Here is a 13,091-nt window from a genome sequence, read left to right on the forward strand (position 1 = left end):
TACTGAACTGAGTCAGTTGCATTTAGCTGTTTACTCAGCCAATCAATAGCTGTACCGGATCACTTGCGGGTATAGTAAAGTCCGGGGTTGCAGCGGATCATGTTAAAATCAGAAGAGAGCCCCGCCATGGATTCAGACGCACCCAAGAACAGTACACCATCTTTATTCAGTACCGTGGCAATCTTTTGTAAAATGGCACTCTTTACTTCCGGTGCGAAGTAAATCAACACATTGCGGCAAAACACCATATCGAAGCGGCCAAGATTTGCATAGCTGTCCAACAGATTGAGTTGACGGAAATTGACCATCCGGGTTATTTCCGGCTTGATGCGCTTATTGCCTTCTGGCGTGTCTTCAAAAAAATGGCGTTTGCGTTCATCGGATAAGCCTCGCGACAACGAAAGGTTATCATAAGTGGCGTCTTTGCATTTCTTTAGCATTTCTGTAGACAAATCTGTTCCAGTTATCTGCACGCCTGGAAACCGACTGTTTTGTTTTTGATATTCTGCCGCCGCCATCGCGATTGAGTATGGCTCCTGTCCAGATGACGCAGCAGCGCACCATATCTTTATTGGCTGGCGATTATCAGCAAATTTAGCAAACAGCTCTTTATTGAGCAGTTCAAATGGATAGCGATCCCTGAACCACAGGGTTTCATTGGTGGTCATGGCATCAATCGCATCATCGCGTAAACCGCGATTGCGACCATTAATAATATCATTAACCACCTGACTGAGAGACGGCTCTTCATATTTGCGCATTAATGGTGCCAGACGACTACGCACCAGATACTGCTTATTGGGGCCCAAAACGATGCCGCAACAGCGCTCCAGAAACTCACTGAATAGCGTATAATCGTCTTCACTTAAGGTTTTATTTACCACCGACCATTATTCCGTAGCAGATTTATCCAGCCATTTTTTAACTGCAGTGGCCAATTCATCTGGGTGAAATTTTGCGATAAAATCATCAGCCCCAACTTTCTTAACCATGGCCTGGTTGAACACCCCACTTAAAGATGTGTGCAACACAACATGTAACTTGGCCAACTCCGGCGTACTTTTAATTTCAGCTGTCAGGGTATAGCCATCCATCTCAGGCATTTCAATATCACTGACAATGACCCCAACTTTGTCGGTAACATCGCCGGTTTCAGATGCAATCTCTTTTAATCGCTCAAGGGCTTCGCGACCATCTTTTGCCGCTTCAATCTCAAGGCCAAGAGACGACAACGCCTTCTTAACCTGACTGCGTGCTACAGAAGAATCGTCGGCGATAAAAATAATTTTGTTATCCAGACTGGCATCGTGCTTGGCCAATTCTTCCACCATGTCATCTCTAACCACTTCTCTGGCCGGGGCTATCTCATTGAGTATTTTTTCCACATCGAGAATTTCAATCAGCTCACCATCAACCTCTGTTACAGCTGTTAAATAGCTCGCTTTTCCCGCACCTTCTGGCGGTGGTAATATCGCTTCCCAGTTGATGTTAATGATGCGTTCTACTGATCCCACCAAAAAGCCCTGAACAGAACGGTTATATTCTGCAATGACAATAAAGCTGTTTTTGATATCTTCAATTTTTCTGCCGCCAGTGGCCATGCTCATATCAATAACAGAAATGGTTTGCCCCCGAATGTGCGCCACACCGCGCACCAGCGCATTGAGTTTTGGCATCGAAGTGAGTGGCGGGCATTGCAGTACTTCTCTTACTTTAAATACGTTTATGCCGTAGCGTTGCCGGTTATTCAACTTGAACAGCAGTAACTCAAGTCGATTTTGACCCACCAGCTGAGTTCGTTGGTTTACAGAATCTAAAATTCCCGCCATATAGCACCTCTAATTAATCCAATCAGGCACGATATTTGATTATCTAAATCACGTGATTGAAATTTATCCGCACAGCGTTATTTTTTTGACGCTGTCTAATGTTTTTAGAAATTGTCTTTAAGCATAGCCAAATTGGAAGAAAGTGAACATGAAAAATTTCGCCAACATCAAGAAAACTCTAAAACTTTCCCTAGTGGGATGGTTTATAACAACCAATATAGCGGCTGCGCAAGAAAAACATTTAATGCATGACCTGGTCAAAGAGACCGCTGAAATTTACGTTTATCAAAACGCTGACGTAGAAAACATCAATGATGTCGAGATAACGATCCGCGACGTCGATGAGCGAGTACACATACCAGTTTGCCCTGTTGATCTGGTTGCTAGTAGCAGTACACAGTCTTTGCAGCAATCCAATATCACAGTGAAAATCAGTTGCCCCAGCAACGGCTGGTTTTACTACATGAGTGCACAGGTTACTGAAATGCAGGAAGTGGTTGTTGTGTCAGACACGATTTCACCTGGTACTCTGCTAACAGAAAGTAATTTAACTATCGAGAAGATTGATAAACGCCGTTTACGTGGCGGCACATTTAGCGATAAAAGCCAAGTTATCGGAGCCAGATTAAAACGCCGGACGCGTGATGGCAGCCCGGTTACAGCAAACATGTTATGCTTTGTCTGTAAAGGCGATGCTATAGTAATTACCGCTAAACTGAGCGGTCTGGAAATTAAAACCAGCGGCATAGCGCTTCAGGACGGTAACATTGGCGATACTATATCAGTGAAAAATCGCCGCTCCAAGAAACAAATTGAAGCACAAGTCGCTAATGTCAACGAAGTTAAGGTGCATATCTGATTCGTCTCTTTTTCATGGGGTCAGAGTTGTTGAAACTTGCAGATTTGCAGTTTGCTTTCAACAACTCTGACCCCATGAAGTTATTGATTTTGTAGAGACTTTTTGGTGCTCATGGATTACACTTAAATCATTGATATCCGATGCACAAAAAAAAAGCGATATTGTAGGATTTTTATTAAAGTTAACTGTGTCAATGCCGATACACTAACTGAGGGTATCAAAAGTATTGGAATTTAATCATGGCTATTAACAATGTAAACGGTGCTGGCCAGAAACCGCAGTTGGAGAGTCAACGACTCAACCAGCAGCAGACTCAACAAGGCCAGAATGCAAATACAGCACAACAGGCAAACACTGCTGCTGCGACTCCGCGTCAGGATTCAGTGTCCTTGACTCAGTCTGCGCAACAGCTTGCAAATGTGCAAAAGAAAGGCAGTGATGCACCTGTAAACCAGGACAAAGTTGACAAACTTAAAGCAGCAATTCAAAACGGTTCATATAAGATCGACGCAGAGCAATTGGCTTCTAAGATCTCTAAAGCCGAGTCTGAGCTGTTTGGTTTATCTAAAGGCTAATGAATGTCAGACATGACTAAAGCACTTACACAACAAATTTCATTGCTGCAGGCTCTGAAAGAAAAGCTTGACGACGAGCTGGAATTAATTGTTGCCCGTAATGCTGATGGTCTGCTGACATTGGTTAATGAGAAGTCAGAGCTTCTGGAAAAAATCGCTGAGAATGATCAGCTGTTAAAATCAGAAAAATCATCATCTGGTGGACTTTCAGAAGAACAACAGCAGTTAGCTGAAAACGGCAAAGCCCTGTTATTACAATGCCAACATCAGACCGATGTTAATGCGCTGGCCGTCGAGAAAAACCAGATCCGCTTACAGCATTTGCGCAATGTTATGCTGGCAACGCGCAATAAAGAATCCATGACCTACACCAACAAAGGTAAAACCCAGGGCGGAATGCTGGGCAGCGGCGTGAAAGCTTAATCCCTTATCTTTTCTTAGTTCTTTTTTGTATTCCAACAATGCCTAATTAGTTATCTAGCACATTCGTCAGTAATAAACTCGATCTCTGAATACAACCCCAAAAAAAACCTCCAAAACAGGAGGCTTTTAAAATGGAATACTTTTCAAGGAATGAAGGTGATTAATAATAAATCACTTCTTTAACCTTTCTTGGTCGCGCCGTTGACAGGTAAATGTCGTAAACTTTCTGGAAATCCAGAGAAAGCTCGGTGGCGTAAACATCATCACCGACCGGATAGGATTTGACCACCTCGGCCCCGCGAATAACACCTTCAACTGAAGCTTTTAAATCATTATCCCTCAACACCAGGTTCGCTAGTGACTGTTCGGTATCAATTCGCTGTCCATACACTTGTTCTGCTAACTCTTTGTAGGCATCCAACTTCGACGCTTTGATGGCCATCAGCATTTTGACGGAATCATTACCGCCCATTTGAGAACTGATGGGCGCGTATCCCACAGCTGTCAATACCGGATAAGATTCAGGCTGCACATACTCCCACTCTACCTGTTTGTCATCGTAGTAAATGGCTTCCAGTGATTTGCATCCAGAAATACCAAAGGCCAGTGCACCAACTACCAGTACCTGATCAAGCCTGTTAACTAATTTACGCATAATAACTCACCTAAGTATTGCTCAGCCGGATTAATCAGCCGACACTATTGCTATCAATGACAGTTAAAATATTGACATTGAATTTTTGATAACAACACAAAGCAAGTTTTCTGCCAGCTCAGCTAAATTATCCTGATTTGTATAACAACAATGGTATACATCCTGCTAACACATGGCATAACAATCGTTTTTGTCTAGGTAGCAGCGGTTTTTTGACACTAAAAAAGAAACTGATCTACTTCCTGAGCAAAGATCTGAAATGGTTCAGAATGAGGTTGCCATGTACAAATTTATATTATTGTGTGCCATCACACTGCTCTCGATGAGCGCTCATTCCGCCTGGTTTGAGGCTTCTGGTCAGGCGGTTATTCACAATGACAACAAAGAGCTGGCGCGACAGCAGGCCACTCATGAGGCCATCAGGCAAGCACTTTTGTTTGCCGGCGCTTCAGTTCGCAGTGTTCAGGAAATGACTGATGGCTTATTGCAAAATGACCGGCTGGAGATCCGGGCCATTGGAGAAGTTGCCAGTGTAGAGTTGATCAGCGAGCATTATTTCGATGACTATATTGAAGTGGCAATTAGAGCGGATATTTTCCCCCAGCGAGACCAGTGCAGTGCCTCAGATTACAAAAAGAGCATTGTTACCAGTAAATTGCACATCAGTGCGTTTCGACAAGCCGCTATCGGAGGTCTTAATAACTTCTCAGGTCCCATTTCTGAGCGCCTAAAAACCAGCTTTGACACTTTTTCTCAACGGGCACTTATCAGCCAAATAGAGCCCTACTCCTTTTTCCCACAAGCACATGATTTAAAAACCCAATCTATGTTGTTGTCAGCAGAGTCTAATGCACAGTATGTACTGATTGGTGACATAGTTGAAATTAGCCTGGATTCCACTGAGCAAACCTATTTAGATGTGGCAAAATTTTGGGAAACCAGGCACCCGGAACGCAACCTGGCCATTCGCTTTTTATTAATCGATGGCACTAAAGGCGACATATTACTGGACAAGATCTATCGCACCTCCTCGGTGTGGGAATTTGACAGCCACAAAACGCTGGAAACGAATAGCAAAACCTTATGGCAATCATCATTTGGAAAGGTAACAGAAGAATTGCTACGAGAGTTAACGGCTGACGTTGACAACCTTATCGCCTGCAAACCCACCTACGGCAGAATTATCGCAATTAACAATAATAGTTTGTCGGTTAACCTTGGCACCAAACAAGGAGTACAAAAAGGTGATGAACTTGCCGTTTTCCAGATGAGACAGTTTTTCTCTCCTTCCGGTATGCCGCATTTCCAATACTCTATTCACCCTTCAAAAGTGACTGTAACGGAAGTCTTTTATGATTCATCATTACTCCGAGTTTCTGACGGCACTCCTCTGGCGAATATTCAACCAAACGATTTCGTCGTCAGGAGATAGGGGTTTTAAAGCAGATTGTGATGGGTAATAATTATTTCAGCTTTGATTAAACATATTAGCCAAAGCAAGTGCGTCCCCATAGTTTAACCGGATAAAACAAGAACCTCCTAAGTTTTAGATCTGCGTTCGAGTCGCGGTGGGGACGCCATTTTTACAGCTTTTCACAATAATTCTGTCTACATTGCGTAGTCAAAATATAGTCATGAGACCTTTATATACTCAACTCCCTTTTCATTAAACGAACAAACTGCTTTTGAGTTTGAATGTCTGCTCTGGGACGACACAACTCCCACCAATTTTTTACTATATCCAGTTCCAATGCCAACATTGACTTAATGTGGCAATTTTCCACCGCTACCACTTTCTCACGGCTGATGCCTAATTTGTCTGCGATCTGCTGTTGAGTATAGCTACTTTCCAGACGCAGCCCCCTTAGCACTTCGGAACGCTCAATATGTAACACATCTGTACTTTTAATGGCCATGTTCTATTACTACTTCCTCATATTGAGTTATCAGATTGTTCAATAAAATCTTTTTACCTGAAATACTTTCATATTCAGATAAAGTCACTTACCGCGCACGTTAACCAAATTCTATAAAAATGACAACACAAAGTGGATATTTTTTTTACCTACCTATATTTCCGTATTGTCTCCGCTCCAATTCCCCACATATCCACAGCAGACTGAACCTTGAAGGGCCTCAATTAGTTCATATATAGATTAGAGCGCGTTGAACTTTTCGGTATAAATTTCGTATTGCAAAGAGCAACAGGCTTAGTGAAGAAGCAGAACCAGGTGATGTGATGACGGTTGAAGAAGACTTCAGTGCATTTTTCGCAGAAGTAGCAGATGTAAAACAGCTTAAAACTGACGACAAAGTGTTTTTACAGAGAAAAGATGGCTCAGAACTGGCGAGACAGTTGCGCAGAGAAGCCATCAAAAACGAGCAGAGCCTCAGTAAGAACTATCTGACACTAGCTGATATCGATCCTCTGCCTCTCAATGATCCCATCCACTTTAAACAGGACGGGGTACAAGATCTGGTATATAAAAACCTGCGCCTTGGTAAGTATGCACTGGATAGCACGTTAAATATGCAATACATGAGTTTGCAGGTGGCGCACAAAGAAGTGTTTGATTTCATAACCCAATGTCATTTGCGTGGATTGAGATGTGTCCTGCTGAGACATGGTTTAAACGAACAAAAGAAACCATTTTCAGGCTATCTGAAAAGCTACCTGAATGTCTGGTTACAACAAATACCAGAAGTACTGGCATTCCATTCGAGCCAGATGCAACATGGCGGATTAAAAAGTACCTACGTTTTGTTGAAGAAAAACAAGCAACAGAAAGCAGAAAACCGGGAACGCCATAAACTCAAATAGCGTGTTATTAAGAATGATATTTAACTCTGCTTATTAGATGAGATCTTTTCCGCAGCTTTTAGTTTAACGGCCTTTGCCACTGGGGCATCTTGAGAAGATACTGACGTACTGATGATAGCGCTTACAATCAGCACTATAACAGTGAGCAATACACCGGTGAGTCCGAAACCTTTACTGGAACGATTCATAACCTACTCTTTTATTTTTGTTGTTGAGGTAATTGCGAAATTTAAGACTGCAATAGCTCCGTCAGTCACTCTGTCTACGTTCCTGTAGCGTATAGTAAACCATACTGATAGATTACTATTTGAGCAATGATAAACAATATAGATTTCACAAACAACCGGGAAATTACGCAAATTTGATGATTTTTTACTAAAAATCAGCTTTTTTTAGTAAAAAAACACCGAAATTAGCTGAGAGCGATTAATTGCTCTCAGCTATTTAGCATTATCCTAAATACTTTCTGGCATTGCGGAACATACGCATCCAGGCACCATCCTCTTGCCAATCCTGTGGATGCCAGGAATTCGCCACTGTACGGAAAACCCGCTCAGGGTGAGGCATCATAATAGTTGCACGACCATCCTGCGTGGTTAACCCGGTAATACCATCCGGCGAGCCGTTCGGGTTCATGGGATATTGCTGGGTTACCTTACCCGCATAATCAACATATTTGAGGCTGACTAAATTCTGTGCTGACGATTGCACAGTATCGCTTTCAAAAACAGCCCTTCCTTCCCCGTGAGAAACAGCGATAGGAATAACAGAACCTGCCATACCTTCAAAGAATATTGATGGGCTTTTTTGCACTTCAACCATAGAGAAGCGGGCTTCAAAACGCTCTGAATAGTTTTGTACGAAATGCGGCCAGTGTTCTGCCCCCGGGATCAGGGATTTTAAATTTGACAACATCTGACAGCCATTACAAACACCCAGTGAGAAGCTATCTGGTCTTTCAAAGAAAGTCTGGAACTGCTCTCTGACCTGTTCATTGAACAAGATGGTTTTCGCCCAGCCTTCACCTGCGCCAAGTACATCGCCATAAGAGAATCCACCACAAGCCACAAGCCCGTTGAATTCAGCAAGTGACACACGTCCAGAAATCAGGTCACTCATGTGAACATCAACACTATTAAAGCCTGCCCGATCAAATGCGGCAGCCATCTCAACGTGAGAATTTACGCCTTGCTCTCGTAAAATGGCCATGCGAGGCGCTTTCCCGGTAGCAATATATGGAGCGGCAATATCCTCCGCAGGGTTGAAGCTCAATTTAGCAAACAAACCGGTGTTTTCAGGGTTGGCTTTGAGCTCGTGCTCTTGTTGTGCACATTCTGGATTGTCACGTAACAACTGCATGTTGTAAGTGGTCTGTGCCCATAACATACGGAAGTATGAACAGGTGTTTTGCAACAGAACCTGATTATTCTGAATAATAACAATGTCCTGACCACTGTTCACTGAGCCAACTTCGTGCACCATGTCACTTAATCCGACATCAGCGAAAACCGCCATGACTTTATCGATATCTTCTTCGGCTACCTGAATTACGCCGCCCAGTTCTTCGTTAAACAAGACGCTGTTAGCATCACCTTTAAGTGAATCCAGGGAAATTTGTAAACCACAGTTTGCCGCAAAGGCCATTTCTACTAGTGTGGTAAACAAACCACCGTCGGAGCGGTCGTGGTAGGCATGTAACAATCCTTGCTTATTCAGTTTTTGCAGCGCATCAAAATAGCCCTTCAATAGTTCCGGCGAATCGACATCAGGTACGGTTTTGCCTAACTGTTGGTAGACCTGTGCCAGACAAGAGCCGCCCATGCGGTTTTGACCACGCCCTAAGTCAATAAGTAGCAATCGCGAATCTTGAAGGCTTGTAGATAACTGTGGTGTTAAGGTTTTTCTGACATCTTCCACTTTGGCAAACGCAGTAATAATGAGTGATAAAGGCGCTGTCACGCTCTTATCTTCATCACCGTCCTGCCATTGCGTTTTCATGGACATGGAGTCTTTGCCCACCGGGATAGTAAGCCCTAAAGCCGGACACAACTCTTCGCCTACAGCTTTAACCGCCTCGTATAGCCCGGCATCTTCGCCAGTGTGACCAGCTGCTGACATCCAGTTAGCCGATAATTTGATACGTTTCAGTGATTCGATACTAGCAGCAGCAATGTTGGTTATGGCTTCGCCCACGGCCATTCTTGCAGAGGCGGCATGGTTAAGCAGCGCGATTGGCGTTCTCTCGCCCATAGACATGGCTTCACCATTATAGGTATCAAACGCCGCACAAGTTACGCCAACATCTGCAACCGGGATCTGCCAAGGTCCGACCATCTGGTCACGCGCCACCAATCCAGTCACTGTGCGATCGCCGATGGTGATCAAAAAGGTTTTCTCGGCCACGGTTGGCAGACTCAGTATTCGCTCTGCAGCTTCGGACAACGGTAACTCGGCCGCGTTAAAATTATCACCCTCAGCCTTAGCGGAAGTAACATCGCGGTGCATCTTAGGCGGTTTACCCAACAGCACATCTAAAGGTAAATCCACTGGCTCATTACCAAAATGAGCGTCAGTGACTCTCAGGTGCTGTTCTTCAGTGGCTACACCAACAACAGCGTATTGGGCACGTTCCCGAGCACAAATTTTTTCGAATATTTCCAGCTTTTCCGGTGCAACCGCCAGCACGTATCGCTCCTGGGATTCATTACACCAGATTTCCAGCGGCGACATCCCTGGCTCATCATTGGGCACATTGCGCAATTCAAAATTACCACCACGCCCGGCATCATTGACCAGTTCGGGGAATGCGTTCGATAAGCCACCGGCACCCACATCGTGGATAAACAAAATAGGGTTGTCTGCACCTAGCTGCCAACATCTGTCGATGACTTCCTGGCAGCGTCTTTCCATTTCCGGGTTATCTCGCTGCACAGAGGCAAAATCCAGGTCCTCGTTGGATTGTCCTGAGGCCATTGAGGAGGCAGCACCACCGCCAAGACCAATATTCATGGCGGGCCCACCAAGCACAATTAACTTGGCGCCCGGTGTAATGTCACCTTTTTCAATGTGTTCAGCTTTGATATTGCCCAAACCACCAGCAATCATAATCGGCTTGTGATAACCGCGAACCTCTTCGCCATTAAAGCTGTTCACCTGATTTTCGTAGGTCCGGAAATAACCAAGAATATTAGGACGACCAAATTCGTTGTTAAAAGCTGCTCCACCAAGAGGCGCTTCCAACATAATAGATAAAGCGGTGACTATGCGATCCGGCTTTCCATAGTCAATTTCCCAGGGTTGGGATAAAGCCGGAATATTCAGATTCGAAACGGTAAAGCCCACCAGGCCCGCTTTGGGTTTTGCACCAATACCAGTGGCACCTTCATCGCGAATTTCACCACCGGAACCCGTCGCGGCTCCAGGGAAAGGAGATATAGCGGTGGGGTGATTATGGGTCTCAACCTTCATAAGGATGTGAATATCTTCCATGTGATAACGATATTCACAGTTTTCAGCATCAGGGAAAAAACGACCAGCATATGAGCCAGCCATGACCGCTGCGTTATCTTTATAAGCGGAGTAAACATACTCAGAGCATTGCTCATAAGTATTTTTAATCATTTTAAACAAAGACTTTTCTTGTACTACACCATCAATAGTCCAGTCTGCATTGAAGATTTTGTGGCGGCAATGTTCAGAGTTAGCCTGAGCAAACATCATCAATTCGATGTCATTGGGATTTCTTCCCAGTGTCTGATAATTTTCTACCAGATAGTCGATCTCATCATCCGCTAACGCTAATCCTAAGGTCAGATTGGCGTCGCTTAATGCCGCTTTGCCACCGGTCAGAATGTCGACTTGAGAAAATGTAACGGGTGCTGTTTCAGCGAATAAAGACTCGGCCTGACTAAGGGTGTCCATGGTCACTTCAGTCATGCGGTCATGTAACAGTGCTTTGATGGCAGCAAGCTGAGCGTCACTGACCTGCTCTGAGTAGGAAAGATAATAAGCAACACCGCGTTCGACACGCTTAACTTTGTTAAGGCCGGTGTTGTGCAGAATATTTGTGGCCTTGGATGACCAGGGAGAAATCGTCCCCAATCGCGGCGTCACCAACAAAGACACTGTATCAGCGCATTGTTTTTGCATTGGGATGCCGTAAGTGAGCAGTTGCTCAAGCACTTTCATTTCTGTGTCAGAAAGCGAATCGTCAGTATGAGCAAAATGCACGTACTGAGCACTTACTTCTGCTACCGGCAAATTTTGCTCGCGAAATTGATTGATGAGTTTTTTAACTTTGAAGTCGGAAAGTGCGCTGGCACCATGCAAAATTAACATGCGATATCACTACCCAGAATGACAGATTCCTTTGCTTTAAAGGAAATCAGTTGATAAAAAGGACATAACCTGAGACCTTGATATTCAGAGTCAGGTTTCAACGGCGGCTGGATTATAGAGCAAAACCAAACTTTTTATAAGTTGCCAGACCAAAAACCAGGACAGTTTTAGCTTATTTTTTGTATTTTTGTGCTTTGATGAAAAAAGTTATCCAGATTGCGTTAATCCTTGGCCTGATAAGCAGTTGCCAGCAACAGTTACCTGAGGCAAATTTACTGCATGTAACCCAGCAAGGCGTGCTAAAAGTTGGCATGCAATATGGTCCAACAACCTATCTTAATGGCGCGGTTGAACCTTTGGGTTACGAGTACGAAATGGCTAAGGGATTTGCCGATTATCTGAATGTTAAACTGGAAGTCTTTCCTTATTATTCCAGTACTTCATTACTGCGCTCTTTAGACAAAGGCAATATCGATCTCATTGCTTCAAACCTCACCAAAACAGAGGCCAATAAAGCATATTTCAAATTCGGTCCAGCCTACCAACAAGTCAGTGAAAAACTGGTATTTTTACAGGGTAACACCCGCCCCAGAAGTTTCGAAGATTTAGCGGGGAAACTGGTTATTGCCAGTGATACCAGTGACAGCCATGTTATAGAAATTGTAACCCAAGCCTACGGTGTCCAAACGGCATCCCGGTGGCAGTTCGAGTTGACTGAGGACCAGGACGAACTGGAACTGCTGGAAGAGGTGGTAAACGGCAACCTTGACTACACGATCGTTGATTCCAACCTGTTGTCCTTGGTGCGCAGAAAACATCCTGAACTGAGCGTTGGATTTTCGGTAACGGAAACCCAGCCCATTGCCTGGGCGACTTCTGTGAACAGTGACGATTCACTTAACGGCGCACTGATAGAGTACTTTGGCACCATAAAACAAAATGGTCAGTTGGCTGTTTTGGAAGACAAATATTTTGGTCATGTCCGCCAGTTCAATTATGTTGATACCACTTTGTTTCTCAAAGCGGCAAAAGAAGTTCTGCCTAAATACGAGGCCTGGTTCAGACAATATGCCGGTGACATCGACTGGCGTTTATTAGCCGCTATGAGTTATCAGGAAAGTCACTGGAATCCTAAAGCGAAGTCCCCAACAGGCGTGCGTGGCATGATGATGTTAACATTACCCACTGCCCGAGACTGGAAAGTTAGCTCTCGACTAGATCCGGAACAAAGCATTCGCGGCGGAAGCCAATATTTTAACAGCCTGTTAAGTCGAATACCGGATCGCATCCCGTTTCCAGACAGGCTTTGGTTTGCGTTAGCTGCCTATAATATCGGCTTAGGGCACCTTGAAGATGCCAGAGTATTGACCCAGAGACAGGGAGCAAACCCGGACTTATGGGTGGATGTGAAAAAGCACCTGCCATTATTGCGTCAAAAGCGCTTTTACAAAACTACGCGATACGGATATGCCAGAGGTCATGAGGCCTTGAGTTATGTCACCAATATTCGACGTTATTACGACAGTCTGGTTTACTATTACGATGAACACCCAAATCAGGCCAACACTGAAGCCACCGACTAACAATGACC

Annotated in this window: 12 protein-coding genes; 6 read left to right on the top strand and 6 right to left on the bottom strand. The window is 44.3% G+C overall.

Annotated elements, in window-relative coordinates; genetic code table 11:
• Positions 1-59 precede the first annotated feature (59 nt).
• Together ACXAD8_RS10455 and ACXAD8_RS10460 are read right to left on the bottom strand one after the other, a co-directional pair.
• On the bottom strand, positions 60-884 hold the full coding sequence (locus tag ACXAD8_RS10455; protein ID WP_475228135.1) for a CheR family methyltransferase: 825 nt from the start codon (positions 882-884) through the stop codon (positions 60-62).
• Positions 885-890: 6 nt separating this feature from the next.
• A complete protein-coding gene (locus tag ACXAD8_RS10460; protein ID WP_475228137.1) occupies positions 891-1,829 on the bottom strand; it encodes a chemotaxis protein CheV in 939 nt (312 codons plus the stop codon).
• 148 nt (positions 1,830-1,977) lie between these two features.
• Between ACXAD8_RS10460 and flgA the strand changes: the two genes are divergently transcribed.
• The 3 genes from flgA to flgN all read left to right on the top strand — a co-directional run bounded on the left by flgA (position 1,978) and on the right by flgN (position 3,686).
• Entirely contained in the window at positions 1,978-2,688 is a 711-nt protein-coding gene (gene flgA, locus ACXAD8_RS10465; RefSeq protein ID WP_475228140.1) for a flagellar basal body P-ring formation chaperone FlgA, read from the top strand.
• Between the two features lie 239 nt (positions 2,689-2,927).
• Positions 2,928-3,263, top strand: a complete 336-nt coding sequence (gene flgM, locus ACXAD8_RS10470; RefSeq protein WP_475228142.1) for a flagellar biosynthesis anti-sigma factor FlgM — start codon at positions 2,928-2,930, stop codon at positions 3,261-3,263.
• Positions 3,264-3,275: 12 nt separating this feature from the next.
• Positions 3,276-3,686 (top strand): flagellar export chaperone FlgN, encoded by a 411-nt coding sequence (flgN, locus tag ACXAD8_RS10475; protein WP_475228144.1) that lies wholly within the window; start codon positions 3,276-3,278, stop codon positions 3,684-3,686.
• A 160-nt stretch (positions 3,687-3,846) separates the two neighbouring features.
• Here the strand turns inward: flgN and ACXAD8_RS10480 are convergent, their stop codons facing one another.
• Positions 3,847-4,341 carry an LPP20 family lipoprotein gene (locus ACXAD8_RS10480; RefSeq protein ID WP_475228147.1) on the bottom strand — a complete coding sequence of 165 codons (495 nt, stop codon included), beginning with the start codon at positions 4,339-4,341 and terminating at the stop codon, positions 3,847-3,849.
• Between the two features lie 280 nt (positions 4,342-4,621).
• On the opposite strand from ACXAD8_RS10480, the gene ACXAD8_RS10485 reads away from it, so the two are divergent.
• On the top strand, positions 4,622-5,773 hold the full coding sequence (locus tag ACXAD8_RS10485; protein WP_475228149.1) for a flagella assembly protein FlgT: 1,152 nt from the start codon (positions 4,622-4,624) through the stop codon (positions 5,771-5,773).
• Positions 5,774-5,984: 211 nt separating this feature from the next.
• Here the strand turns inward: ACXAD8_RS10485 and ACXAD8_RS10490 are convergent, their stop codons facing one another.
• Positions 5,985-6,257, bottom strand: coding sequence for a transcriptional regulator (locus tag ACXAD8_RS10490; RefSeq protein WP_475228152.1), 273 nt, complete (start codon positions 6,255-6,257; stop codon positions 5,985-5,987).
• Positions 6,258-6,580: 323 nt separating this feature from the next.
• Between ACXAD8_RS10490 and smrA the strand changes: the two genes are divergently transcribed.
• The gene (gene smrA / locus ACXAD8_RS10495; protein WP_475228154.1) at positions 6,581-7,162 is read left to right on the top strand and encodes a DNA endonuclease SmrA; all 582 of its coding nucleotides are present in this window, start codon (positions 6,581-6,583) and stop codon (positions 7,160-7,162) included.
• 20 nt (positions 7,163-7,182) lie between these two features.
• Here smrA and ACXAD8_RS10500 read toward each other — a convergent pair whose 3' ends face one another.
• Both ACXAD8_RS10500 and purL read right to left on the bottom strand, forming a co-directional pair.
• Positions 7,183-7,350, bottom strand: a complete 168-nt coding sequence (locus ACXAD8_RS10500) for a hypothetical protein (protein WP_475228157.1) — start codon at positions 7,348-7,350, stop codon at positions 7,183-7,185.
• 262 nt (positions 7,351-7,612) lie between these two features.
• The gene (gene purL, locus ACXAD8_RS10505; protein ID WP_475228160.1) at positions 7,613-11,500 is read right to left on the bottom strand and encodes a phosphoribosylformylglycinamidine synthase; all 3,888 of its coding nucleotides are present in this window, start codon (positions 11,498-11,500) and stop codon (positions 7,613-7,615) included.
• 197 nt (positions 11,501-11,697) lie between these two features.
• On the opposite strand from purL, the gene mltF reads away from it, so the two are divergent.
• Complete coding sequence (mltF, locus tag ACXAD8_RS10510; RefSeq protein WP_475228162.1) at positions 11,698-13,083, top strand: membrane-bound lytic murein transglycosylase MltF; 1,386 nt, start codon at positions 11,698-11,700, stop codon at positions 13,081-13,083.
• The last annotated feature ends 8 nt before the right edge of the window (positions 13,084-13,091 follow it).

It is taken from the genome of Planctobacterium sp. AWH2_060, assembly GCF_056158425.1.

Coding starts and splice junctions, on each gene's coding strand:
- flgA (WP_475228140.1), top strand. CDS start 1,978: ATGAAAAATTTCGCCAACATCAAGAAAACTCTAAAACTTTCCCTAGTG.
- purL (WP_475228160.1), bottom strand. CDS start 11,500: ATGTTAATTTTGCATGGTGCCAGCGCACTTTCCGACTTCAAAGTTAAA.
- ACXAD8_RS10500 (WP_475228157.1), bottom strand. CDS start 7,350: ATGAATCGTTCCAGTAAAGGTTTCGGACTCACCGGTGTATTGCTCACT.
- ACXAD8_RS10490 (WP_475228152.1), bottom strand. CDS start 6,257: ATGGCCATTAAAAGTACAGATGTGTTACATATTGAGCGTTCCGAAGTG.
- flgM (WP_475228142.1), top strand. CDS start 2,928: ATGGCTATTAACAATGTAAACGGTGCTGGCCAGAAACCGCAGTTGGAG.
- smrA (WP_475228154.1), top strand. CDS start 6,581: ATGACGGTTGAAGAAGACTTCAGTGCATTTTTCGCAGAAGTAGCAGAT.
- flgN (WP_475228144.1), top strand. CDS start 3,276: ATGACTAAAGCACTTACACAACAAATTTCATTGCTGCAGGCTCTGAAA.
- mltF (WP_475228162.1), top strand. CDS start 11,698: ATGAAAAAAGTTATCCAGATTGCGTTAATCCTTGGCCTGATAAGCAGT.
- ACXAD8_RS10485 (WP_475228149.1), top strand. CDS start 4,622: ATGTACAAATTTATATTATTGTGTGCCATCACACTGCTCTCGATGAGC.
- ACXAD8_RS10460 (WP_475228137.1), bottom strand. CDS start 1,829: ATGGCGGGAATTTTAGATTCTGTAAACCAACGAACTCAGCTGGTGGGT.
- ACXAD8_RS10480 (WP_475228147.1), bottom strand. CDS start 4,341: ATGCGTAAATTAGTTAACAGGCTTGATCAGGTACTGGTAGTTGGTGCA.